This is a genomic window from Streptomyces sp. TAA204, from assembly GCF_000424965.1.
The window spans coordinates 558,191-580,780 of sequence record NZ_AUKW01000003.1; the positions used below are offsets into that span (position 1 = coordinate 558,191).

General features: G+C 69.3%; 25 protein-coding genes and 1 tRNA gene. 10 read left to right on the plus strand and 16 right to left on the minus strand.

What is annotated here, in order from left to right:
* Positions 1-239: 239 nt before the first annotated feature.
* Entirely contained in the window at positions 240-449 is a 210-nt protein-coding gene (locus tag H343_RS34840; RefSeq protein ID WP_106958791.1) for a hypothetical protein, read from the minus strand.
* 119 nt (positions 450-568) lie between these two features.
* Here H343_RS34840 and H343_RS0107955 point away from each other — a divergent pair, with 119 nt between their 5' ends.
* Positions 569-829: a hypothetical protein gene (locus H343_RS0107955; RefSeq protein WP_028430691.1), complete on the plus strand. Its 261-nt coding sequence runs from the start codon at positions 569-571 to the stop codon at positions 827-829.
* Here H343_RS0107955 and H343_RS0107960 read toward each other — a convergent pair.
* The 8 genes from H343_RS0107960 to H343_RS0107995 all read right to left on the minus strand — a co-directional run bounded on the left by H343_RS0107960 (position 816) and on the right by H343_RS0107995 (position 6,722).
* Positions 816-1,370 carry a hypothetical protein gene (locus H343_RS0107960; RefSeq protein WP_028430692.1) on the minus strand — a complete coding sequence of 185 codons (555 nt, stop codon included), beginning with the start codon at positions 1,368-1,370 and terminating at the stop codon, positions 816-818. The genes H343_RS0107955 and H343_RS0107960 overlap by 14 nt on opposite strands.
* Before the next feature lie 33 nt (positions 1,371-1,403).
* The gene (locus tag H343_RS0107965; RefSeq protein WP_028430693.1) at positions 1,404-3,152 is read right to left on the minus strand and encodes an RNase A-like domain-containing protein; all 1,749 of its coding nucleotides are present in this window, start codon (positions 3,150-3,152) and stop codon (positions 1,404-1,406) included.
* Positions 3,152-3,454, minus strand: a complete 303-nt coding sequence (locus tag H343_RS0107970) for a WXG100 family type VII secretion target (RefSeq protein ID WP_028430694.1) — start codon at positions 3,452-3,454, stop codon at positions 3,152-3,154. The genes H343_RS0107965 and H343_RS0107970 overlap by 1 nt, the downstream gene beginning before the upstream one ends.
* Positions 3,455-3,506: 52 nt before the next feature.
* Positions 3,507-3,890 carry a WXG100 family type VII secretion target gene (locus tag H343_RS0107975; protein ID WP_158679525.1) on the minus strand — a complete coding sequence of 128 codons (384 nt, stop codon included), beginning with the start codon at positions 3,888-3,890 and terminating at the stop codon, positions 3,507-3,509.
* A gap of 87 nt (positions 3,891-3,977) precedes the next feature.
* Positions 3,978-4,643: a contact-dependent growth inhibition system immunity protein gene (locus H343_RS0107980; protein ID WP_028430696.1), complete on the minus strand. Its 666-nt coding sequence runs from the start codon at positions 4,641-4,643 to the stop codon at positions 3,978-3,980.
* Between the two features lie 18 nt (positions 4,644-4,661).
* Positions 4,662-4,967 carry an RNase A-like domain-containing protein gene (locus H343_RS0107985; RefSeq protein WP_037903027.1) on the minus strand — a complete coding sequence of 102 codons (306 nt, stop codon included), beginning with the start codon at positions 4,965-4,967 and terminating at the stop codon, positions 4,662-4,664.
* A 636-nt stretch (positions 4,968-5,603) separates the two neighbouring features.
* Positions 5,604-5,677 (minus strand) — tRNA-Pro (locus H343_RS0107990).
* A 115-nt stretch (positions 5,678-5,792) separates the two neighbouring features.
* A complete protein-coding gene (locus H343_RS0107995; protein WP_028430698.1) occupies positions 5,793-6,722 on the minus strand; it encodes a metallophosphoesterase in 930 nt (309 codons plus the stop codon).
* Positions 6,723-6,941: 219 nt separating this feature from the next.
* On the opposite strand from H343_RS0107995, the gene H343_RS0108000 reads away from it, so the two are divergent.
* Positions 6,942-7,409, plus strand: coding sequence for a GatB/YqeY domain-containing protein (locus H343_RS0108000; RefSeq protein WP_028430699.1), 468 nt, complete (start codon positions 6,942-6,944; stop codon positions 7,407-7,409).
* Positions 7,410-7,661: 252 nt separating this feature from the next.
* Here the strand turns inward: H343_RS0108000 and H343_RS0108005 are convergent, their stop codons facing one another.
* Entirely contained in the window at positions 7,662-9,965 is a 2,304-nt protein-coding gene (locus H343_RS0108005) for a transglycosylase domain-containing protein (RefSeq protein ID WP_028430700.1), read from the minus strand.
* Between the two features lie 417 nt (positions 9,966-10,382).
* Here H343_RS0108005 and H343_RS0108010 point away from each other — a divergent pair, with 417 nt between their 5' ends.
* Positions 10,383-10,742, plus strand: a complete 360-nt coding sequence (locus tag H343_RS0108010; protein ID WP_028430701.1) for a WhiB family transcriptional regulator — start codon at positions 10,383-10,385, stop codon at positions 10,740-10,742.
* 302 nt (positions 10,743-11,044) lie between these two features.
* On the opposite strand, the gene bagB is transcribed toward H343_RS0108010, so the two are convergent.
* Entirely contained in the window at positions 11,045-12,619 is a 1,575-nt protein-coding gene (gene bagB / locus H343_RS0108015) for an ATPase BagB (RefSeq protein WP_078505178.1), read from the minus strand.
* The gene (gene bagA, locus H343_RS0108020; RefSeq protein ID WP_028430703.1) at positions 12,616-13,662 is read right to left on the minus strand and encodes an ATPase BagA; all 1,047 of its coding nucleotides are present in this window, start codon (positions 13,660-13,662) and stop codon (positions 12,616-12,618) included. Before bagA ends, bagB begins: the two co-directional genes overlap by 4 nt.
* A 44-nt stretch (positions 13,663-13,706) precedes the next feature.
* Between bagA and sp36 the strand changes: the two genes are divergently transcribed.
* The 4 genes from sp36 to H343_RS0108040 all read left to right on the plus strand — a co-directional run bounded on the left by sp36 (position 13,707) and on the right by H343_RS0108040 (position 16,425).
* Complete coding sequence (sp36, locus tag H343_RS34850) at positions 13,707-13,865, plus strand: Sp36 family protein (RefSeq protein ID WP_106958792.1); 159 nt, start codon at positions 13,707-13,709, stop codon at positions 13,863-13,865.
* Entirely contained in the window at positions 13,862-14,335 is a 474-nt protein-coding gene (locus tag H343_RS0108030; protein ID WP_028430704.1) for a RidA family protein, read from the plus strand. The genes sp36 and H343_RS0108030 overlap by 4 nt, the downstream gene beginning before the upstream one ends.
* A 147-nt stretch (positions 14,336-14,482) precedes the next feature.
* Positions 14,483-15,598, plus strand: coding sequence for an NUDIX hydrolase (locus H343_RS29570; protein WP_486586819.1), 1,116 nt, complete (start codon positions 14,483-14,485; stop codon positions 15,596-15,598).
* Positions 15,595-16,425: an MBL fold metallo-hydrolase gene (locus H343_RS0108040; RefSeq protein ID WP_028430705.1), complete on the plus strand. Its 831-nt coding sequence runs from the start codon at positions 15,595-15,597 to the stop codon at positions 16,423-16,425. The genes H343_RS29570 and H343_RS0108040 overlap by 4 nt, the downstream gene beginning before the upstream one ends.
* A 205-nt stretch (positions 16,426-16,630) precedes the next feature.
* Here H343_RS0108040 and H343_RS0108045 read toward each other — a convergent pair whose 3' ends face one another.
* Positions 16,631-17,305: a Crp/Fnr family transcriptional regulator gene (locus tag H343_RS0108045; RefSeq protein WP_028430706.1), complete on the minus strand. Its 675-nt coding sequence runs from the start codon at positions 17,303-17,305 to the stop codon at positions 16,631-16,633.
* 295 nt (positions 17,306-17,600) lie between these two features.
* On the opposite strand from H343_RS0108045, the gene nth reads away from it, so the two are divergent.
* From nth to H343_RS0108060, 3 genes are all read left to right on the plus strand, one after another.
* The gene (gene nth, locus H343_RS0108050; RefSeq protein WP_078505180.1) at positions 17,601-18,581 is read left to right on the plus strand and encodes an endonuclease III; all 981 of its coding nucleotides are present in this window, start codon (positions 17,601-17,603) and stop codon (positions 18,579-18,581) included.
* A 59-nt stretch (positions 18,582-18,640) separates the two neighbouring features.
* Positions 18,641-19,300 (plus strand): NUDIX hydrolase, encoded by a 660-nt coding sequence (locus H343_RS0108055; protein ID WP_028430708.1) that lies wholly within the window; start codon positions 18,641-18,643, stop codon positions 19,298-19,300.
* Between the two features lie 105 nt (positions 19,301-19,405).
* A complete protein-coding gene (locus tag H343_RS0108060; RefSeq protein ID WP_028430709.1) occupies positions 19,406-20,605 on the plus strand; it encodes a MarP family serine protease in 1,200 nt (399 codons plus the stop codon).
* Between the two features lie 58 nt (positions 20,606-20,663).
* Here the strand turns inward: H343_RS0108060 and H343_RS34085 are convergent, their stop codons facing one another.
* From H343_RS34085 to H343_RS29575, 3 genes are all read right to left on the minus strand, one after another.
* Positions 20,664-20,852 carry a hypothetical protein gene (locus H343_RS34085; protein ID WP_078505183.1) on the minus strand — a complete coding sequence of 63 codons (189 nt, stop codon included), beginning with the start codon at positions 20,850-20,852 and terminating at the stop codon, positions 20,664-20,666.
* 121 nt (positions 20,853-20,973) lie between these two features.
* On the minus strand, positions 20,974-21,912 hold the full coding sequence (locus tag H343_RS0108065; RefSeq protein WP_028430710.1) for an alpha/beta fold hydrolase: 939 nt from the start codon (positions 21,910-21,912) through the stop codon (positions 20,974-20,976).
* Between the two features lie 101 nt (positions 21,913-22,013).
* Positions 22,014-22,511 carry a phage holin family protein gene (locus H343_RS29575; RefSeq protein WP_051264741.1) on the minus strand — a complete coding sequence of 166 codons (498 nt, stop codon included), beginning with the start codon at positions 22,509-22,511 and terminating at the stop codon, positions 22,014-22,016.
* Positions 22,512-22,590: the final 79 nt, after the last annotated feature.

The following is a 22,590-nucleotide window of genomic DNA, read 5'->3' on the forward strand; positions in this document are numbered from 1 at the left end:
CCACTCCGACAGGATTTGGTGAGCGAGTTCGAAGGGGTTCCGGGGGGCCGTGGGGTACGGAGCGGATTCAAAGCTGCGCTGTGCTGCGAGAGCTCTGGGCCCGACCAGGCCGGTGAGCCGATCTGTCACCAGAGGAGAATGGGCCGTCCGTCGGGCATCAAGCACGATGAGGTTGGGACGACGCCAGACGACGCGCTCCCAGGGGCTGCCGCCGGAGTCCGAGCTGGCCCAGGTTCCGGCTACAGGGACGTCTGGGCAGCGATGACGACCGACCATCCCAGAGCGCTGCCCGCTGCCAGTCCCCAGAGCAGCAACAGGCGTGCGGGATCGAGAAGTTGACTTGTCAGCGCATCCAGCGCCCGTGCACGGTCGGCCAGCATCGCCTCCCTGTCCGGCCAGGCTTGGAGCTGCGCGGGAGGCGGAGGGAGCGGCATGCCGCGTCGAGTCATGCCAGCACAGCAGCCTCGCGCTCTTGCCGGCGGGGCAGTCCGAGGGGTGACCATAAGGCGAGAAGCACCTTGACCTGCGGATAGAAACGGACACGCTTGTTCACCTGAGAAGCTCCACCTTGGCAGGGGCCATCACCCTCGCGCTCGGCCTGGCCATCCTGGTGCCGTCCGGTATTGGCATGGGCGTGCACGCGCGGCGTGATCGCCCGGCACGCGAACTGCTCTGGCACTGGCTGGCGTTGGCACCCGATCCGGCACTTGACCACCACTGGCAGGTGCGGGGCCTGCGCCGGCTTTGGCAGCTCGCGTCCCTCGGCCTGACGGCCACCCTCGGCCTCATGAAGGTCCACCACCACCGACACCTGGTCAGATCGCGTTGAACCGCCAGAGAACACCGACTTCAGAGGCTGAAACAGCGACGAGACCCAAGTCCATCGTGTATCCCGTAAATGGGTACCCTGCGGACGAAGCGCGAAGGTAGTCCGGGGACTGCGACGCTCGCGCCATGGGCGAGCTTGTGTAGTAGACACAGTCGGGTTCATACCTAGAAAGCAAAGTGTTCGCTGCTGCGAGCAGCCGCTCCTTGCGGTCTCCGAAATCGGCGATACCGGACACCTTGAACCATTCATTCACCATGGCCACCAGCTGTGAGGCCGCGGCCTCTTTGGTGACTTCGAAGAGCTTCGTTCGCAGGTATTCCTGATCGATGCCCTCAAATGGAAACGAAGACGACTCTCCGACTTCCCTCGAATTCGCGTCCCAATCGACCGTGGCCCACGTACGCGGGTCCTCGCCCTGCCGTCCCATGACGCAGACGACATCGAGCGTCCAATCTTCGTGGTCTCGCGACCCGGACTTGATGAACACATACTCATCTGCGTACAGCTCTTGGATTGCGTCAGACCAGTCGCTGCTGTTCACTCGTGTCATAAATGCGTTCCTACGTCGTCAAGCTCAGTCGGCAGGCATGGATGTCAGCACGACGAACGGTGGATCAAGGCTGCTGTCATACTTGAGCACCGTCTTGACGTTGTCCACCGGGTGCGACTGGGCGTCCATGCCGTGGTTTTTGAACTCTTGCTTGCTGATACTGCGCCCGCTCTCCGAGCCGTCAGGCGTCGAGCTCGTGAAGTCCTTTGGAGGATCACCGTCCGAGGCCGGTGGCGGACCCTCGAGCCACGACTTGATGACGCCCGAATTTTCGTCCAGACAGTGCTGCGTCAGCCGCTGTGCGCTCGCCATGTCCTCGAACGTCGAGGCGGCGCCAATCTTGGGCTTGCCGAGAGGCCAATCCTGAGTCGGACTGCTTGTGTTCTGATCGCGAAGCCGCTGGGCGAGCTGCTCATCGTCCTTGCCGACGTGCTTGTCCACTGAGTGGGAGTTGTTCATCCACTCCTGCGAAGCCAGATCAATGGGATATCTGTGGCTCTTGCTGTCGTCGGGCAGGTTCCATGTCTGCTTCTTCTTGAACTCGTTGAGCGCCCTGCTGCCGAATGCCTGGGACCGCGCCGCTTCCGCCCGGTATGTAGGGGCGCTCAGATATGCCTCGTCCAAGGCGTCCATTTGTTTCAGTAGCGCGTTGCCGGCCAGGTTACAGGCAGCGTGGTAGTCGTCAATGGCACGGTTGATCTTTGGCTCGTCCATGTGGGAGCGGAAGATCATTACAACTTCGGCTGCGGTGCTGGCCGGGTTGGCGATACCGATCCACTTCTTCGGATCTGTTCCAATGTCCTTCACCGTTTTCCAGGCCGCATCCTTCGCAACGCCCGAGGTGATTCCGCGTGTCTTGACTATCGCCCGCGCCACATCCTCACACGCCTCTTCGACGGCCAGCGCTGTCTTACTCAGGACTGCTGTGATCGGTTGTCGGCCCGCCGTCGACCCACTGTTCGCGTGACGCCAGTCTTGACCGTGCCGGGCCTTGCCCCACGCGGTCGTACCGAAGATGCTCTGGCAGAAAATGCGCATAGCACCCTGCCATTCGCTGTTTCCCGAGTCGGTGATGTAGCTGATCGCCTCGTTGAGCCCTCGGGCGGCACCCTTCGCCGACTTGCTGACAGCGCGCCATTGTCCGGCGATGGCGCGCAGATCGTCTTCCCTCGCCCCTGGTGTGATCTCGTAGCATCTGCCCGTTTTGAAGACGACGGCGATCGCTTCTTCCACATGGTCGGCGATCCAGTCGGGGAACTGACCGATGTCGCGAACGAACTCACTGTCCGAGTCGGCGTTGGTCCCCTTCCACTTGATTTCGGCAAGCGGCCCGTATGCGGGCAGCCGATCGATGACCTCTGGGGGCTGGCGCTGTGGCGGAGCGCCCTTCGCCTTGGGGTTGGAGGCATGGTTGGCCGCCACGTAGTTGTTCGCCGTAGTGGTGAAGCCGACGGCTGCACCTCCGACACTCATGACGGACTTCGCCCATACCTGAAGAAAGCGTTTGGTCACCTTCTCGTAGGCATCCGCGAACGCTTCGACGCCCGCCCCTCTTCCGGCTGCCTGCGTGTACTCATTGACCCCGTCTACGAGATCCTTCGCTCCACTGTCGAATGAGAACTGCTCGTCACGTACGGCAAGCGAGGTGAGGTACAGATGCGACGGCTGTACGTCGAAGCCTCCCGACGCGCCGGGCGCCGGTGTCGCGGCGGCCACCGCTTGACGTTCGAAGGTGCGCGACCAGAAGCCCGGACGGTCGTCCGAGCTCGCCATCACTCGGCCCCCCAGCCGCGAAGTACGGCCTTGTGCGCCGCGTGATAGTTGACGTGGCCGTTCACGACGACGTCGTGCAGCCAGCGTTCGGCTCCCTCCAGGTCCTGCATGGAGCGGTCCCAGCGGTCGAGAGTGTCCACGAACATCTCCCGTGCCTCACCCTGCCAGGTCAGAACGACCCTTTCCGAGCGGCCGTAGAGCGTTTCCAGTTTCGCGGTCAGGTCTTGGAGGATGTCCTCCATCTCCCCCGCGAGACGCTGGAGCGTGGCGAAGTTGACCGCTATCTCCCCGTCATCCGACACGTGCGCGTCCCCCCATAACGTCGTCGGTCTTGCGTACTGTGCCGGCCCCGGGCTAGAGATCGGAAAGCTTGCTCCTGGGCCCATCCGGCTCAGGGTTGGCGTCAGCCATGCCCAGGAGTTGCTCTTCGCCTTCGGAACTGAGCTGGAGGCTGCGCATGCTCTCCATGACGTCGAGTTCCTGGGCGCTGAAGCCATCCCTGCTCAGCTTCACCGCTTCCTCGATGAGGATCAGCGACTCGCGCAAGGTACGAGCGTCCTCGGTTACACCCTTCTGAAGTTCCTTGAACGCATCGGCGGTCGTGCCGCGCCAGTTGTTGCCGACCAAGTCCAGCAGATCGTTCATGCGGCCGATCTTCTTCTTCATGTCGCGTTCCATCTCATCAAGGTCCACGATGAGTTGCGCCAGATCCTTGTCGGTGACCTCCAGGTCGCCCACGGTCGACATCTCCCCCTTCAGGCCCAAGTCGCCGGTCCCGCCACCATGTTAAGAAGCTGACGGCGTGCCGAACAACGGTGTTAGTCGTCACGGCGCCGACGGGCTGCTGATCCTGTCGGCCAGGTAGGCGAGCCAGGCGCTGGGCTCGAACGGTGCGGGTGCGTCGACCTCCAAGCCGAGCTCGGCGAGCCCCAACGCGTAGTCGGCTTCATCGATGTCGAGGGCGAGGAGTTCGTGGAGCTCGCCCGTAAGACGAGCAATCAAGGTGCGGTGGGCCGAGTCGAGATAGTCGGCCAACGCATCGTCGTGGTCGGCGAACTCGTCGGGCATATCCTGGGAATACCAGCCGCCCAGCAGCTGGCCCAGTTCCGGGAAGCGGGCATGCCACTCCCAGTGGGTCCGCGGTGGCCCGGGCGGCGGCACATCTCCGTTCTCCACCGCGGCTTTGAGGTGGTCGGCCAGCAGCGGCAGCCACTCCTGAATGCGACCCTCCTCCAGCCCCACATCCGGCACCGCATAAAACTCCCCGAGACGCTGCCGCAGTCGGCCGGGCGGGTTCTGTGCGTACTCACGCAGCTGATGCTCCGCGATTGCCAGTGCCCATGGCCGCGTGTGCCAGGTGTGCCGCAGATAGGCACACAGCGCCGCACTGCGGACGTCGGCTTCGTCGTCGGCCGCCTGCCCAAGGTAGGCGCGGAACACTTGATCGAGTTCGCCGTACTTGCGGTCGTGGACGAGCGGGGCCAGGGACATGAGCAGCTGTCTTTCCGATCAGATGTAGACGGGGAAGGTGCTGTGCACTCTGAAGCCGTTGGGCTGGGACGGGTCACGCTGGAGGATTACACGCGCTGCGTACACGTCGATGGCCTCGCGACCGGCCAGCGTCATCGCCTGCAACACGACCCTTCCGACCGGAGCGTTCGAAGGCCAGGCCGCCTCGATGGTGAGCCGCTTCCGAGTGCCCTGAGCGAGCCAGCGGTGGATGACCTGCTCATTGCGGGTCACCACCTCCTGCGTGCATCGCTGCGCGGTCTCCCGATCGGGGTAACTGGCGGCTCTGGTACGGGATGTCGTCACCTTCACCACCTTAACGATCGAGCTGTACCACCACGGCATGCCTCTGGCCCCAGCCGCCGCACACTGGGAGCTTTCGGACGTCCGCGTCATGCGTAGGCCCGTCTGCTGTGCGATCATGCCGCACTTGATGGTCGCCGGCGGCGCCATGCCGCGGATGCCTCGACCACGTCGACGACTCTCCGTGCTCCCGCGGGGTCCGAGGGGCGCGTGAGCACTTCCCCGTCGAGGTCATGGCAGTCGATCCGCCGTCGTCGAGACACTGGAGCAGGGCTGAAGATTGGGCGCTGAACTGACCTGCTGCCTTCAACGCGCGAGCGGTAAGGGCAAGTTCGGGACTGTCGGAGGTGACGGGCTCGGCCCCGCCCGCGATCCGGGTGAGCAGGGATAGCTGGCGCTCGTTGAGCGGTGTCCAACGGTGCATGGTCTTGGTCGTACCGTCGGCACCTGGTCCGGACGAGCAGTTCGGGGAAAGTTCTCCGAGCCACCTATTTCTGTGCTCTGGAATCGACCGTCGGTGTCTTCATGGGAGCCGCGTCTCAAGGTCGGCTCCCATATGGCTCCCAAGGGGCCCTCAAACACGCTTCAGGGGCCCGTTCGCAATCAAGCGAACGGGCCCCTGACCTGCTACTTCATCTGTCGGGGTGGCGGGATTTGAACCCACGACCTCTTCGTCCCGAACGAAGCGCGCTGCCAAGCTGCGCCACACCCCGAAGCAACGCGCACCACTCTAGCCCAGCCGGACGCTGAGGCGAAATCCGGATTCGGGGGCCGCGGCCCCGGTGCGAGCCGGGCCGCGCCCGGTCAGAGCCGGGCTCCGGGCCCCTGTCACGTACCGTCCGTGAGGGTCAGCAGCGTGGCCTCGGGCGGGCACGCGAAGCGTACGGGCGTGTAGCGGTTCGCTCCGCAGCCGGCGGATACGTGGAGGTAGGACGTCCGACCGCCCGCGTGGTGGGTGGAGAGGCCCTTCACCCGTTCGGTGTCCAGGTCGCAGTTGGTGACGAGGGCGCCGCGGAACGGGATGCACAGCTGGCCGCCGTGCGTGTGACCGGCCAGGATCAGTGGGTAGCGGTCGGCGGTGAAGGCGTCCAGGACGCGCAGGTACGGGGCGTGCACGACCGCGAGGGAGAAGTCGGCGTCCGTCTCGGGGCCGCCGATGACCGCGCTGTAGCGGTCCCGCTTGATGTGCGGGTCGTCGAGCCCGGTGAGGGCGACCTCCTGGCCGGAGTCCAGCTTGAGGCGGCCGCGGGTGTTGGTGAGCCCGACCCAGCCCGCGGAGTCGAAGGCGTCCCGCATGCCCTCCCACGGGTTGTGGACGGCGCCGACAGCGGGCGGGTTCCCGTTGAGCCCGTGGCGTCCGCTGGTCTTCTCCAGCAGGTACCGGGCCGGGTTGCGCAGCTTCGGGCCGTAGTAGTCGTTGGAGCCGAAGACGTACGCGCCGGGGAACTCCATGAGCGGGCCGAGCGCGTCCAGCACTTCGGGGACAGCCTCCGGGTCGGAGAGGTTGTCGCCCGTATTGATGACGAAATCGGGGCGCAGACCCGCGAGGGACTGCAGCCAGCGCTGCTTCTTGCGCTGCCCGCTCACCATGTGCACGTCCGAGATCTGCAGCATACGGAGCGGACGCGCGCCTGAGGGAAGCACGGGGACGGTCACCCGCCTCAGGCGGAACGACCGGGGCTCGACGACCGTCGCGTAGCCGACGCAGGCCGCGCCGAGTGCCGTAAGGGTCAGCGGGATTCCGTATCGAGCGCGCATCGGCCCATGGTCGCAGACCAGTCGTCGCCCTCGCACACGGATGCGGCCGGGCGGCGCCCCGTCCCGTAGCCGCTTTGCCGGGCACGGTTCGCCGGGCACCGCTCACAGGGCACCGCTCACAGGACAGGGCCGGCCGACGCCGGTACGGGGCCGTGAGCCGTGCGGCGGAGACCGTATGAGGGATGATGGCCCCGAATCTCTGGAGGAGACGAAGACGCCATGACTACGCTCAAGTCCCGGCTGCAGGACGACCTGACCGCAGCAATCAAGGAGCGCGACGAACTGCGCTCCGCCACCCTCCGTATGACCCTCGCGGCGATCACCAAGGAAGAGGTCGCGGGTAAGTCCGCGCGTGAACTCTCCGACGACGAGGTGCAGTCGGTGATCACGCGTGAGGCGAAGAAGCGCCGTGAGGCGGCCGAGGCGTTCGCCGACGGCGGTCGCGGCGAGCAGGCCGACAGGGAGCGCGCCGAGGGTGAGGTCCTCGCGGACTACCTGCCCAAGCAGCTCTCGGACGACGAGTTGGACGCGCTGGTCGGCGAAGCCGTGGCGGAGGCGCGGGCCGGCGGTGCCGAGGGGCCGCGTGCCATGGGGGCCGTCATGAAGATCGTCAACCCGAAGGTGTCGGGCCGGGCGGAGGGCGGCCGGGTGGCCGCTGCGGTGAAGAAGCGCCTGGCGGCCGGCTAGGTGTATTGAGCTGGTGCGGTGTTCGCACGGCTGATCGCCGGCCGGCCTGCGGGTGCTGTGTCCTGCTGCCGCTGGGCCGCGTACCTGCGTCGACGCTCACCTGCGTCGACGTGCACGTGCGTCGACATGCACGTGCGTTGACGTGCACGGCTGCACCTACGGCTGAGGGGTGTCCTCCGAAGATCCCAGGAGGACGCCCCTCACGCCGTGTTCGGACTGTCGCCGGCCGGGCCGGCAGGCATCTGCTCGCCGTCAGCCGCCGTTGCCGCCACCCCGGCGGCCGCCGTTCCCGTTGCCGCCGAAGTCGCCGCCGCCGAAACCGCCGCCGTTCGCACCGGCGTTGGAGCCTCCGCCCGTGCCCGATGTCGCACCCGAGTCGGCTCCGCCGTTGCCGCCGCCGCCGATGAAGTCGGGCGGCAGTGTGATGTCGGGCCAGGGGTCGTCCGAGTCGTCGTCATCGTCCGGCGGTTCGGGCTTGTCGCGGCCCTTGTCGCGGTCGTCGTCCTTGTCGTCCCGGATCGGGACGTCGTTGAAGTCCGGTGCGGGCTCGCCCTTGAGTGCCCCGGACATCGCGTCCCGCCAGATCGGGCCCGGGACTTCGCCGCCGAAGACCTTGTCGTGGTAGACGCCGCCGATGGAGATGTCCGTCATCTGCGTCTTGTGTGCGGGGTCGCCGACCCAGACCGCGCCGGACATGTTCGGGGTGTAGCCCACGAACCATGCCGCGTAACGCTGGTCCGTCGTACCGGTCTTGCCCGCGCTGTCGCGTCCGCTCAGTCCGGCCTTCTGCCCCGTGCCGTCCTCGACGACGCCGCGCAGCAGCGAGTTGACGGTGTCGGCGGTGCGCTCGCTCATCGCGCGTTCGCACGAAGTCTTCGGCACGGACAGCTTCTTGCCGTTCGCGTCGGTGATCGATTTCAGTGCCACGGGCGTGCAGTGCACCCCTCGGTTGGCGAAGGTGGCATACCCCTCGGCCATCGTCAGCGGCGACATCTCCTGCGTCCCCAGGGAGATCGAGGGCACCTGGTCGATCTTCTTGCCGTCGGCCCGCGCGATGCCCATCTTCTCCGCCATCTTGGTGACCGGGCAGACTCCCGTGTCGCTGATGAGGGAGACGAAGTAGGTGTTCACCGACTTCGCGGTGGCCTCCTTCATCCGGTAGGGACCGACTTCCTTCCGGTTCTCGTTCTCGACGGGCGCGCTGCCGCTCCACTGCCCTTCGCAGGTCTGGACGGGCGTGGGGTACTGCATCTTGTACGGCGACGGGTACCGCTTGTACACGCTGGTGCCCCGCTCCAGCGCGGCGGCCGCGATCACCGGCTTGAACGTGGAGCCGGGCTGGTAGCCGGCGCCTCCGCCCATGTCCTGGTCGACGGAGAGGTTGATCTGCGTCTCGTTCTCGTCGAAGCCGTACGGCCGCGACTGGCCCATGGCAAGGATGCGGCCGGTGCCGGGCTCCACGATCGAGGCGGCCGTGGCCACCTTGTCCGACTTGTTCACATGCTGCTTGACCGACGCCTCGACCGACTTCTGAGCCTTCGGGTCGAGGGTGGTCCTGATGGTCAGGCCGCCCTGGTTCCACCGCTTGGCGCGGGCCTTCTCCGTCTTGCCGAACGCCGGGTCGTTGAGGATCACTTCGCGTACGTAGTCGCAGAAGAAGCCGGCGCCGAGCGAGGCGGTGATGCACCCGTTCCTCGGGCTGCTGATCTCCAGGCCGAGGGGCTTGTCCTGTGCCTCGCGGGCCTGTTTCCGGGTGATGTCGCCGAGAGAGGCCATCCTGGCGAGCACGGTGTCGCGGCGGTTCTTGGCGGCGTCCTCGTTCTGTACGGGGTCGTAGCGGGCCGGTGACTGCACGAGCCCGGCGAGCAGCGCGGACTCCTCCAGCTCCAGCTCCTTGGCGGGCTTGGAGAAGTAGCGCTGGGCGGCGGCCTCGATGCCGTAGGCCTGCTGCCCGAAGAAGGTGATGTTGAGGTAGTTCTCGAGGATCTTCTTCTTGCTGAGGGTCTCCTCGACCTTGATCGCGTACTTGAGTTCCTCGATCTTCCGGCCGAGCGTCTGCTGGGTGGCGCGGGCGACCTTCTCGGGGTCGTCGCCGGCCTCCTCCACGAAGACGTTCTTCACGTACTGCTGGGTGAGTGAGGAGGCGCCCTCTTCCACTTCGCCGTTCTGCGCGTTGCGGTTGAGCGCCCGGAGTATGCCTTTGAGGTCGACGGCGCCGTGCTCGTAGAAGCGTGCGTCCTCGATGGCGATGATCGCCTTGCGCATGGTCGGTGAGACGTCGGCCAGGTCGATGACGGTGCGGTCGCGGGAGTAGATCTTGGCGATCTCGCCGCCCTCGGAGTCCAGGACGGTCGTGCGCTGGCTCAGCGGCGGGCGCTTGAGGTTGGCCGGAAGCTCGTCGAAGCCCTCGACGGTGCCCTTGGCCGCAAGTCCCAGCCCACCGGCGGCCGGCAGCGCGAGCCCGGCCAGCACGGCACCCGCCAGCACGCTGACGCCGAGGAACTTGGCGGCCTGCTGGATCACGGACTCTCCACCGCCCGAGCGCTTCTCTGCCATGCCGAGCAGCCTACGTTCTCAATTGCCGGACAGGGGAGACCAGGTTCGCCTAAGCTGGCGGCCGATCGAATCTCACACCGTCATCGCGGCTTCGCTCTGCCACGGCCTTTCGCTCGCACCGTGAGTGTCATGGCTTGTCCGGAACAGCGTCAAGTGTCGTGATGTGTCCGGCACGTCCTCACCGTCGCACCGTCGGATGCCCCTTCCGCGTCTTCCGCGCCGAGAGGGCGCAGTTGTCACCGACTCACTCCGTTGGGTGATGTGCCGCGCACGCATAGTCCGTTCGGGCCATTCAACTTTGGGCCCGCAGGGGGTGTTGCACCCTGCGCTCCTTCCGTAACGTCCTCAACTGGCAACGGTGAATATGCCGTTCGCCGCCGTGGGGGAGCCTCGATTCGGGAGAGGACGGCGCCGGCTATGGGCTGGGTAACCGACTGGAGTGCGCAGGCAGCCTGCCGCACTACCGATCCGGATGAACTGTTCGTGCAAGGGGCGGCTCAGAACCGCGCCAAGGCCGTTTGCACCGGGTGCCCTGTGCGCACGGAGTGTCTGGCCGATGCTCTGGACAACCGAGTGGAGTTCGGTGTCTGGGGCGGGATGACCGAGAGGGAGCGCAGAGCTCTGCTGCGCCGCCGCCCTACGGTCACCTCGTGGCGCCGCCTCCTGGAGACGGCACGCTCCGAGTACGAGCGTGACTCGGGCGTACTGCCCCTGGACCTCGAGGAGGGGAACGACTACGCCGTGAACGCCGTCAAGGACTACGCGACGGCAGGCTGAGGCTGACGCTACGGGGGTTGCGCAGGACGGCCGGGTCAGCCCGGCCGTACCGCGCGCGTCGGCCGGTGCCTCCCCGCCGGACGGCAGAGACCAACGGGACGCGCTGTCAGGCATGTTGAGTTCAGGCAGCTGAAGCGGGCGGGTTCGTCCGTACAGCCCGCCGGGACGGCATGCCGACGGCCGTCCGCCCGACCCCGTACGGCTCCACCCGCGTGCCCCGCACGCTCCCACGGCCCACGCTCCACGCCGCCGCAGGCGACGGGGCCTGGCAGCGGCCGGCGGTCCGGGGAGGAGCCCGGCGATCAGGCGGCGGGCGGGCCACCCGCATTCGTGCCACCCGCATTCGTGCCGGGAACGCCCGCCTCGCCCGCCAGCCGTTCTCCGATGGCGCGCAGCCCCGAGAGGTCGTGCACATCACCGGCGAGCGCCGCCACTTCCGCCACCGGCACCTCCGGATGGAGCGCCGCGAAACGGTCGCGGGTGCGCCGCTCACGGGTCAGCAGCCGCATGCGTTCGGCGTGCAGCCGCAGCAGGGCGGCGGCGAGCTGTTCCGTCCCTTCAGGGAGCTCTTCCGTTCCTTCCGGGAGATGGTCCGTGCCTCCCGGCAACTCCTCGGCGGATTCGGGCCGTTCCTCGGAGCGCGGGAGATCCGGTGTTGCGGTGGCATCGCTGGATGCGTGGTCGTCACTCCGGTCGGCGCCGTGGGGCCGGCCGTCCGTGACGTGGGTGGAGGCGCGCCCGGGGGAGGGGGCGCTGTGCCTGTTTCCTTTCCCGCGCCCGCGATCCACAATGCCGCCCTCTTCAAGATTTTCCGCGGCCGCCAGAGCCCGCTCCGCACTCAGCCCGGAAGCGCCGCTGCCGTGCACGCGGTTGAGTACGAGCCCCGCCAGCGGCATGCGGTCCTCGGCCAGCCGTTCCACGAAGTACGCGGCCTCGCGCAGAGCGTCGCGCTCCGGCGCCGCGACCACGAGGAAGGCGGTGCCGGGCGCCTGAAGCAGCCGGTACGTCGCGTCCGCGCGGGTGCGGAAGCCGCCGAACATGGTGTCCATCGCGGCCACGAACGTCTGCACGTCACGCAGGAGCGTCGTGCCCAGGAGCTTGTTCAGCGCGCCCGTGAACACCGAAAGCCCGGCCATGCTCAGGTTGACGAACTTCATCCCGGCACGCCCTCCGGCCTTCGCCGGCGCCATCAGCATCCTGATGAACCGGCCGTCCAGGAAGGAGCCCAGGCGCTTGGGAGCGTCCAGGAAGTCCAGCGCGGAGCGCGAGGGCGGGGTGTCCACCACGATCAGATCCCACTCCTCCCCCCGGCCGTCCGGCCCCGGTGAGGCTCCGTGGGCGCTGAGCTGCCCCAGCTTCTCCATCGCCATGTACTCCTGCGTCCCCGCGAAGCCTGCCGAGAGCGACTGGTAGAAGGGGTTGCTCAGGATGGCGTGGGCCCGCTCGGGGTCGGCGTGCGCCTCGACGATCTCGTCGAAGGTCCGCTTCATGTCGAGCATCATGGCGTGCAGTTCGCCGCCCTTGGACGCGTCGATGCCCGGGACGGGACGCGGGGCGTTGTCGAGTTCGGTCAGACCCATCGACTGCGCGAGGCGCCGTGCCGGGTCGATCGTCAGCACGACGACCTTCCGTCCCCGCTCCGCGGCCCGTACGCCCAGCGCGGCGGCCGTCGTCGTCTTGCCGACACCGCCGGCTCCGCAGCAGACGATGATCCGGGTCGCCGGGTCGTCGAGCAACGGGTCGACGGGCAGGGCGACTTCGGTGACGAGGGGGTTGCCGCCGTCCGCGTGGTGCGAACCGCTCCGGCCGCCCTTCGCGGAGTCGGCGGACTTCGGGGACTTCGGGGGCTTCGGGGACTGCCGGGACGTCGAGGTCATGAAGCCTCCTTCTGTGGCGGCAACTGGTCACGCAGGTCGGCCGCGAGCTGGTAGAGGCCGGCGAGTTCCATCCCCTCGCCGAGCAGTTCCAGCTCGTGGACCGGCATGTCGAGCTTCGTCAGCGCATCTCGCTGCTCCCGCTCCAGGCTCACCCGCTCCGCGTGTTCGCGGGCCTGCGCGAGCAGCGGCGGCACGAGCCGGTCGGCATGCGCCAGGCCGGCACGGGTGAGGGCTTCGGCGACGCCACCGGGTCCGCCACCGCGCCCGTGCGCCCCGTCGCCTGCCTCTCCGCCCGCCCCTTCGCCTGGCCCGCCCCCCGCATCGCCGCCGTCGCCCGCGCGTGCCAGCAGCTCCTCGTCGAGCAGCTCCGGACGCACCATGTTCACGATCGCCGCGCCCACGGGCAGTCCCGCCGCCCGGAGTTCGGCCACCCCGTCGGCCGTCTCCTGCACGGGCATCTCCTCCAGCAGCGTCACCATGTGCACCGCCGTCTCGGGTGACTTGAGCACCCGCATCACCGCCTGCGCCTGGTTGTGCACCGGTCCGACCTTGGCCAGCCCCGCGACCTCCTCGTTGACGCCGAGGAAGCGCGTGATGCGGCCGGTGGGGGGCGCGTCCATCACCACCGCGTCGTAGACCCGGTGTTCGTGCTTGTCGCGGCGGCGGACCGCCTCGCACGCCTTGCCGGTCAGCAGCACGTCACGCAGCCCCGGGGCGATGGTGGTGGCGAAGTCGATGGCTCCGAGCTTCTTCAGGGCCCGTCCCGCACTGCCCAGCTTGTAGAACATCTGGAGGTAGTCCAGCAGCGCCCGTTCGGGGTCGATGGCCAGGGCGTGGACCTCGCCGCCGTCGTGGGCGACGGCGATCTTGCGTTCCTCGTACGGCAGCGCCTCGGTCTCGAAGAGCTGCGCGATGCCCTGCCGCCCCTCGACTTCGACGAGGAGTGTGCGCCTCCCTCCACTGGCCAGGGCCAACGCGAGTGCGGCGGCGACCGTCGTCTTCCCGGTCCCGCCCTTGCCCGTGACAACATGCAGCCTGCTCACGCCCCGGAGCCTAACCAGCCGGGCGACGGGCTACGCTCGGGCCCATGACGAAGTGGGAATACGCGACAGTGCCGCTGCTCGTACACGCGACCAAGCAGATCCTGGACACCTGGGGCGAGGACGGCTGGGAACTCGTCCAGGTCGTGCCCGGCCCGAACAACTCCGAGCAGCTCGTGGCCTACCTCAAGCGGGAGAAGCCGTGAGCGGCGTGGACGCCCGGCTGGCCGAGCTGGGCATCACGCTGCCGGAAGTGGCCACCCCGGCGGGCGCGTACGTACCGGCGGTGCGCAGCGGCCCGTACGTCTTCACCGCGGGCCAGGTTCCGCTGGTCGAGGGCAAGCTGCCGCTGACCGGCAAGGTCGGCGCGGAGGTCACCCCGGAGGAGGCCAAGGACCTGGCGCGTACGTGCGCGCTCAACGCCCTCGCGGCGGTGGGTTCGGCGGCAGGCGGGCTGGAACGCGTCGTGCGGGTCGTCAAGGTCACCGGATTCGTCGCCTCCGCACCCGACTTCACGGGTCAGCCCGGCGTCATCAACGGTGCCAGCGAACTGCTCGGCGAGGTCCTGGGTGAGAGGGGCGTGCACGCGCGCAGCGCCGTGGGCGTCGCCGTGCTGCCGATGGACGCACCGGTCGAGGTCGAGATCCAGGTGGAGCTGGCCGACTGGGCGGAGTGACGACGGCGCGCTCCGCGAGCGTCCCGGCCCGTCCCGTCCCGTCCCTTCCCGTCGCTTCCCGTCCCGGTCCGGGCTCTGTGCTGGGCCCCGGACATGGGGGAGCACCACCCGGCGACGCGGGAGGGAGTCGGGCCGTAGCATCCGCCCATGTCGACCTCCACGAACGGTCAGTGGTATCCACCGGAATGGCCGGTACGTATCCGCGCCCTGGCCGCGGGTGAGATCACACCGGTGACCCCGCGGCTGGCCGCGACGGTCGTGCTGCTGCGCGACGGCGGCAGTCCCGGCGACAGCGAACACCGCGATGGGCACGGCGAACGGCACGGCGGCGGGCACAGCGACGGGCAGGGCGGCGGCGACAGCGGCGGCCCCTCCGTGCACATGCTGCGCCGCCGCACCTCAATGCCCTTCGCCGGCGGCGCGTACGCCTACCCCGGCGGCGGCGTCGACCCGCGTGACGAGCACTGGGGTACGGCGCACGGCCGCAGGCCCGGCGACGGCTGGGCCGGCCCGTCCCGTGCGGAGTGGGCCGAGCGTTTCGGTACGGACGAGGCCACCGCACAGGCCATCGTCTGCGCCGCCGTCCGCGAGACCTTCGAGGAGGCGGGCGTACTGCTCGCCGGTCCGGACTCCGACGGCGTCGTCGACGACACCACGGGTGAGGACTGGGAACGGGACAGGGCGGCCCTCGCCGCGCACGAGCTGTCCTTCGCGGACTTCCTCGCCCGCCGCGGTCTCGTGCTGCGCAGCGATCTGCTGGGCGTCTGGGCGCACTGGATCACACCGGAGTTCGAAGCGCGCCGCTACGACACGTGGTTCTTCGTCGCGGCGCTGCCCGAGGGGCAGCGCACACGCAACGCCTCCACGGAGGCGGACCGCACGGTGTGGATACGTCCGTCGGAGGCAGCCGCCGGCTACGACCGGGGAGAGCTGCTGATGATGCCGCCCACGATCGCGTTGCTGCGGCAGCTCGCTCCGTACCGGACGGCCGCCGAGGTGCTGCACGCGAGCGCTGAGCGCGATGTGACGCCCGTGCTGGCGGAGGCCCGGCTGGAGGGCGGACAGGTGGTGCTCAGCTGGCCGGGGCACGACGAGTTCACCAAACGGGTCGACACCGCCACCTCAACCGCAAGCGCCGGGGACGGGGACGGGGGCGAGGACGGGGCCACCGCCGGGGACGAGCACGGCGGCGGACCGGGCTCCGGCAGCACCGGCGGCTCCGATCCCTCTCCCGACCCCGGCCCCGGGAGCGCGGACACATGACCGACGCCGCCTCCCTGCCCGGCCAGCCACGCGGTGGCGTCATCAGTGGTCCGGCCACCGCCCGTGCGCACTGCGTACTCGCGCCCAATCCCTCCGCAATGACGCTCGACGGCACCAACACCTGGATCGTCGCCGAACCCGGCTCCGACCTGGCCGTCGTCGTCGACCCCGGCCCTCTCGACGAGGGCCACCTGCGGTACGTGATCGACACCGCCGAGCGTGCGGGCATGCGCGTGGCGCTCACCCTCCTCACTCACGGCCATCCCGACCACGCGGAGGGTGCGGCACGCTTCGCCGAGTTGTCCGGCACATCCGTACGGGCGCTCGATCCCGCGCTGAGACTGGGCGAGGAGGGACTGGCCGCCGGCGACGTCGTCACCACCGGCGGGCTCGAACTGCGCGTGGTGCCCACGCCGGGCCACACCGCCGACTCGCTCTGCTTCCACCTGCCCGCCGAGGGAGCCGTGCTGACGGGCGACACGGTTCTGGGCCGGGGCACGACGGTCGTCGCACACCCTGACGGGCGGCTCGGCGACTACCTCGACTCCCTGCGCCGGCTGCGCTCACTGGCGGTCGACGACGGCGTCGGGACGGTGCTGCCCGGGCACGGGCCGGTGCTGGAGGACGCCCAAGGAGTGATCGACTTCTACCTTGCCCACCGCGCGGAACGTCTCGCCCAGATCGAGGAGGCGGTGCGGAACGGCTTCCGTACGCCCTCGGAGGTGGTCGCGCACGTCTACGCGGACGTGGACCGCTCGCTGTGGCCCGCGGCCGAACTGTCCGTACGGGCTCAGCTGGTCCATCTGCGGGAGCGCGGGCACGCCTGAGCGGGTGGGGCCGGTGCCGGCGCCCGTCCGTCGCCGCGCGGGGCGTCGTTGCAGTCCGACCCGTACTTCCCGGGGCTGTCCCGTACCGCCCGGCGCTCTCCCGTACCGCCCGGGGCCGGGCCGGCGAACCGGGCTCCGCGGCACGCGTAAGGGGCGCCCTCCAGGGAGGACGCCCCTTACCGGAGTGGCGAGCAGAGGCCCGGCCTCAGCGGCTGCGCTTCGCCAGCCGCTCGATGTCCAGCAGGATCACCGCGCGGGCCTCCAGGCGCAGCCAGCCGCGCCCGGCGAAGTCGGCGAGCGCCTTGTTCACGGTCTCGCGTGAGGCACCGACCAGCTGGGCCAGTTCCTCCTGCGTGAGGTCGTGCACGACGTGGATGCCCTCTTCCGACTGCACCCCGAAGCGGCGCGACAGGTCGAGGAGCTGTTTGGCCACCCGTCCGGGTACGTCGGAGAAGACGAGGTCGGACATCGAGTCGTTGGTGCGGCGCAGTCTGCGTGCGATGGCCCGCAGCAGCGCGGAGGCCACCTCGGGACGCGCGTTCAGCCAGGGCTGCAGATCGCCGTGGCCGAGGCCGAGCAGCTTGACCTCGGTCAGTGCCGAGGCGGTGGCCGTACGCGGGCCCGGGTCGAAGAGGGACAGTTCACCGATCAGCTCGCCGGGGCCGAGCACGGCCAGCATGTTCTCCCGGCCGTCGGGGGAGGTGCGGTGGAGTTTCACCTTCCCCTCGGTCACCACATAGAGACGGTCGCCCGGGTCGCCCTCGTGGAAGAGGGCCTCACTGCGCGCGAGCGTGGTCTCAGACATGGAGGCGCGCAGCTCAGCGGCTTGCTCCTCATCGAGCGCCGCGAACAGCGGGGCGCGCCGCAGAACGTCGTCCACGAGTTCTCTCCTTGTCGACCTGCCCATGGATGGGGCTCCCCGGGCCCGCGGAACCGTGGGAACGAGCCCCTCGGTCCGCCTGCGCGGGGAAGCGTCGGACCCCATGATGCCGGACGGTGAAACAGTGCGATCAGTCACAAGTTTGACGTACGCACCCCGCACTCCCGAAGGCAGGGGGCCGATTGGCTTGTGAATTGCCTTCGTGCGGGGCGGATGTCAGTGGCCCCCTCTAGTCTGGCCGAGTGCCTGTACCCCGGTAAGCGCAACGAAGAGCGGGGCCGGGCGGGTGAGTGCGATGGGAGATTCCGCTGTGGGCGAACAGGAGCCCGTCAATGGGGCAAAAAAGAAAAAGGGGGCAGAAAGCACAGCCGGCGGCGCCGGGAATTCACGGGCCGCGAAGCCCGTGAACGAGGCCGCGGCGAAGCCGCCCGCCCGCCGGAGGACCGCGGCAGTCGAGGGGCCCGCCAAGGGGCCCGCGAGGAGGGCGGTCCCCGCGAAGCCCGAGTCCCGTCTCGCCATGGTCCGGCGGGCCCGACGCATCAACCGTGAGCTGGGCGAGGTGTACTACTACGCACACCCCGAACTCGACTTCGAGAACCCCTTCGAGCTCCTGGTCGCCACCGTGCTCTCCGCCCAGACCACGGACCTGCGGGTCAACCAGACGACCCCCGCCCTCTTCGCCGCCTACCCGACGCCCGAGGACATGGCGGCGGCCGATCCGGAGAAGCTCGAGGAGATCCTGCGCCCCACCGGATTCTTCCGGGCCAAGGCCAAGTCCGTGCTCGGCCTCTCGACGGCGCTGCGCGACAGGTTCGGCGGCGAGGTGCCCGGGAACATAAAGGATCTGGTGTCCCTGCCCGGCGTGGGCCGCAAGACGGCGTTCGTCGTGCTCGGCAACGCCTTCGGCGTCCCCGGGCTGACCGTCGACACCCACTTCGGCCGTCTCGTACGCCGCTGGAAGCTCACCGAACAGACCGACGCGGAGAAGGTCGAGGCGGAGATCGCGGAGATCATCCCCAAGAGCGAGTGGACGATGTTCTCGCACCGCACGATCTTCCACGGCCGCCGTATCTGCCACTCCCGCAAACCCGCCTGCGGCGCCTGCCCCATCGCGCAGCTGTGCCCCTCCTACGGCGAGGGCGAGATGGACCCCGAGAAGGCGAAGAAGCTGCTGAAGTACGAGATGGGCGGCCTGCCCGGCCAGCGCCTCAAGCCCCCACCGGACTTCCCGGGTCCTCCCGCGCCCCCGCTGGGCGGCAACGGGGCGGCACGGTGAGCAGCTCGCGTACGAACGGGGCCCGTGAGGGCTCGGCGGACGGCCCGCCCGCAGGTCCGGTGCAGACCGAAGACGGGCTGCCCGGCTGGCTCCGGCCCGTCGCGCACGCGGCGAGCACGGTCGAGGCGCGGCAGCTGAGCCGGTTCCTGCCGCCCGCCGACGGAGCGGGGCGGCCCTCCGCCGTGCTCGTGCTCTTCGGCGAGGGGACGCACGGCCCTGAACTGCTGCTGATCGAACGGGCGTCCAGTCTCCGTTCGCATGCCGGCCAGCCCTCCTTCCCGGGCGGCGCCCTCGACCCGGAGGACGGCGACCCCGACGGTGACGGTCCCCTGCGGGCCGCGCTGCGCGAGGCCGAGGAGGAGACCGGACTCGACCCCTCCGGTGTGCAGATCTTCGCGACGCTGCCCGCGCTCTACATCCCGGTCAGCCGGTTCGTCGTCACTCCCGTGCTCGGCTGGTGGCGGCGTCCCACGCCCGTGTCGCCCGTCGACCCGGCGGAGACGGCGCGGGTCTTCACCGTCCCGGTCTCCGAGCTCGCCGCCCCGGAGAACCGGGCGACGGCGGCACACCCCTCGGGCCACACGGGCCCGGCCTTCAGCGTGGGGCCCGCGCTCGTGTGGGGGTTCACCGCCGGGGTGATCGACCGGATTCTGCACTACTCGGGCTGGGAGCAGCCGTGGGACCGCGGAAGGCGGGTACCTCTCGACTGGCACGCGTGACCCGGCACGTGCCGCTGCTCCCGCTCTCCCAGCCCGTGTCCTTCCCGCCCGTGTTGCCCGCCCGTCCCCAACACCCCCCACGACGCACATGAGACGGTGGCTTCCGTGAACGTGCTGGACCTTCTACTTCTGCTGGCCGCCGTCTGGTTCGCCGTCATCGGCTACCGGCAGGGCTTCGTGGTCGGCATCCTGTCGGTGACGGGCTTCCTCGGCGGCGGCCTCGTCGCCGTCCTCGTGCTCCCGGCCGTATGGAACGCGGTGACGGACGGAGCGTCGGCGGGGCCCGTCGGTGTGGTGGCGGCCGTGGTCATCGTCATCGTGTGTGCCTCCGTCGGCCAGGCGTTCACCACGCAGCTCGGCAACAGGCTCCGGCAGCACATCACCTGGTCGCCCGCCCGTGCCGTGGACGCCACGGGCGGTGCTCTGGTGAACGTCGTGGCGATGCTGATCGTGGCCTGGCTGATCGGCGCCGCGGTGGCGGGTTCGGCGCTGCCGACCATCGCCAAGGAGGTGCGCAACTCCACCGTCCTGCTGGGCGTTTCACGCATCATGCCGCAGGAGGCGTACGGCTGGTTCGACGACTTCTCCTCCACGCTCGCGCAGAACGGGCTGCCGCAGGTCTTCTCGCCGTTCTCCAACGAGCCGATCACATCGGTCCCGGCCCCCGATCCGGGTCTGGCCACAAGTCCGGTGGCGGCCAAGGCCAAGGACAGCATCGTCAAAATCGTCGGCACCGCCGAGCAGTGCGGCAAGGTGCTCGAGGGCACCGGGTTCGTCTACGGCCGGGGGCGTGTGATGACCAACGCCCACGTGGTCGGCGGAGTCGACGAGCCCACGGTGCAGGTGGGCGGCGTGGGCAGGGTCCACAACGCGAAGGTCGTCGTCTACGACTGGCAGCGTGACATCGCCGTTCTCGACGTGCCCACCCTCGACGCCCCGGCCCTCAAGTTCGCGGACAAGGACGCGACCCGCGGCGACGGCGCCATCGTCGCCGGCTTCCCGGAGAACGGCGGGTACGACGTCCGCTCCGCGCGGGTGAGGGACCGCGTCGACGCCGACGGCCCGGACATCTACCGCCGGGACCAGGTGCGGCGCGACATCTACTCGCTCCACACCACGATCCGTCAGGGCAACTCCGGGGGTCCGCTGCTCACTCCCGACGGACGGGTCTACGGCGTCATCTTCGCCAAGTCCATGGACAGCCCCAGCACCGGCTACGCCCTCACCGCCGACGAGGTGCGTGGCGACGCCGAACGGGGCCTCAGCGTGAACAGGCAGGCCGACAGCCAGGGTTGTGCGATGTGAGGCGAGCCGAAGGGCCCCCGGACGGCGGTAGCCGGGCGGCGGACGGGCGTGTACCGGGTCAGCCGCGCGAGTGCCGCAGGCGTGCGCCCACCCAGCGCGCTCTTCTGCGCAGCAGGTGGGGAATTCCCGGCTCGGTCATCACACCGGGCCGATCAGGACGGAAGCGCCCCATGCGCTGCGCGGGGACCAGCCCCCTCCGTCCGTTGCGGTTACGTGCCACGTCACGGTAGTCGTGCGTCCAGCCCATACAGCGCACTCTGCCCCTGCCGCAAGGTCAGTAATCTTCTGACGCCCCATCAAAGAGGGATGTATGACGCACCGATGACGCATGCACGATGCCCTGTCGGTGCACCTCGCCGAGGCGCTGGTCAGCGGTCCGGTTCGGTGTCCTTGAGCCAGCCGATGAGCTCGCCCGAGAAGGCGTCGGGGGCCTCCTCGTGCGGCCAGTGGCCGAGCCCGTCGAACAGCCGCCAGCGGTACGGCGCCTCGACGTACTGCCCGGACCCCGCCGCACTCCGGGTCCGCAGCACCGGGTCGAGCGAACCGTGCATCTGCAGAGTCGGCACACGCACCGGCGGCTTCATGCGCCGGTTGAACTGGATGCCGTCGGGACGCGCCATCGACCGCACCAGCCAGCGGTACGGCTCGACCGAGCAGTGGGCCGTCGACGGTACGCACATCGCCTGCCGGTAGTGGGCGATCGCCTCCTCGGTGTCGGGCTGCCCGGACAACCGTGGGCCCGCCCACTCCCGCACCAGCTTGCCCACCAACGCCCCGCTGTCCGCGACGAGTTGACGCTCCGGTACCCACGGCCGCTGGAACCCCCAGATGTAGGAGCCGGCCGCCGTCTGCCGTACGTCACGCAGCATCGCCGACCGCCAGCGCCGGGGATGCGGCATCGAGGCGACGGCCAGGCGCCGGATCAGCTTCGGGCGCATCGCCGCGGCCGTCCACGCCAGATAGCCGCCCAGGTCGTGCCCGACCAGCGCCGCGTCCGGTTCGCCGAGCGAGCGGATGACGCCGGTGACGTCGAGCGCGAGGTTGGCCGGGTCGTAGCCCCGGGGCGTACGGTCGCTGCCGCCCACGCCGCGCAGGTCCATCGCGACCGCGCGGAAGCCCGCACCCGCCAGGGCCGTCAACTGATGCCGCCAGGCCCACCAGTACTGCGGGAAGCCGTGCAGCAGCAGTACCAGCGGACCGTCACCCATCTCAGCGATGTGGAAGCGAGCACCGTTCGCGGCCACTTCCCGGTGAGTCCAGGGGCCTTCGGGCCGGATCACGTTCGCGGGCACGGGAGGCTGGGTCATACGCATGAGCCTGTCACACTTCCGGCAGGCCGAACTCACCGCTCATGCGGGCGGGAAGGGCCCTCACCCGCCCACGTGACTGCGCCCTTCCCCAGCGCTGTTCACACGCCCGCGGACTGCGCCGAGCGGTGCTCCTCGATGGCCGGCCGCCCCGCACTTCCCGCCAGCCGCGGGTCCTGCTTGCCGCGGTCGGCGGCCGGACGCGGATGCGGCTTGGCACGCGAGAGCACCGCCGCCGATTCCTTGGCGGAGGCCATCGACTTCTCCGGCGGCTTGATCCGCTTGAACTTCCGCATCGCCAGCAGCAGGAGGATCAGCGCGACGACGATGAACGCACCCCCCACGATGAGGAACGACCAGGCCAGGCCCAGCCCCAGGTTGTGGATGCCGTACGCCGCGGCGAAGCTCAGCACGGGCAGTGAGAAGAGCAGCAGCACGCCGGCGACCGTGGCAGCGCCCCCGCCGACGACCCCCCGCTTCACGTCCTGCCGGATCTCGGCCTTGGCCAGCGCGATCTCGTCGTGCACCAGCCCGGACAACTCGGCGGTGGCCGAGGCGACCAACTGGCCGAGACTGCGGCCGTCATCGGCAGAACTCATCGGTCTCTCCCTCTCTCCATCGGACTTTCTCCCGCGATCGGGGCCGCTCGTCGGCCGGATCACGCCGGACCATCGTGCG

Coding starts and splice junctions, on each gene's coding strand:
- H343_RS34840 (WP_106958791.1), bottom strand. CDS start 449: ATGACTCGACGCGGCATGCCGCTCCCTCCGCCTCCCGCGCAGCTCCAA.
- H343_RS0107965 (WP_028430693.1), bottom strand. CDS start 3,152: ATGGCGAGCTCGGACGACCGTCCGGGCTTCTGGTCGCGCACCTTCGAA.
- H343_RS0107980 (WP_028430696.1), bottom strand. CDS start 4,643: ATGTCCCTGGCCCCGCTCGTCCACGACCGCAAGTACGGCGAACTCGAT.
- H343_RS0107995 (WP_028430698.1), bottom strand. CDS start 6,722: ATGCGCGCTCGATACGGAATCCCGCTGACCCTTACGGCACTCGGCGCG.
- H343_RS0108000 (WP_028430699.1), top strand. CDS start 6,942: ATGACTACGCTCAAGTCCCGGCTGCAGGACGACCTGACCGCAGCAATC.
- H343_RS0108005 (WP_028430700.1), bottom strand. CDS start 9,965: ATGGCAGAGAAGCGCTCGGGCGGTGGAGAGTCCGTGATCCAGCAGGCC.
- H343_RS0108010 (WP_028430701.1), top strand. CDS start 10,383: ATGGGCTGGGTAACCGACTGGAGTGCGCAGGCAGCCTGCCGCACTACC.
- bagB (WP_078505178.1), bottom strand. CDS start 12,619: ATGACCTCGACGTCCCGGCAGTCCCCGAAGCCCCCGAAGTCCCCGAAG.
- sp36 (WP_106958792.1), top strand. CDS start 13,707: ATGACGAAGTGGGAATACGCGACAGTGCCGCTGCTCGTACACGCGACC.
- H343_RS29570 (WP_486586819.1), top strand. CDS start 14,483: ATGTCGACCTCCACGAACGGTCAGTGGTATCCACCGGAATGGCCGGTA.
- H343_RS0108040 (WP_028430705.1), top strand. CDS start 15,595: ATGACCGACGCCGCCTCCCTGCCCGGCCAGCCACGCGGTGGCGTCATC.
- nth (WP_078505180.1), top strand. CDS start 17,601: ATGGGAGATTCCGCTGTGGGCGAACAGGAGCCCGTCAATGGGGCAAAA.
- H343_RS34085 (WP_078505183.1), bottom strand. CDS start 20,852: ATGGGCTGGACGCACGACTACCGTGACGTGGCACGTAACCGCAACGGA.
- H343_RS0108065 (WP_028430710.1), bottom strand. CDS start 21,912: ATGACCCAGCCTCCCGTGCCCGCGAACGTGATCCGGCCCGAAGGCCCC.
- H343_RS29575 (WP_051264741.1), bottom strand. CDS start 22,511: ATGAGTTCTGCCGATGACGGCCGCAGTCTCGGCCAGTTGGTCGCCTCG.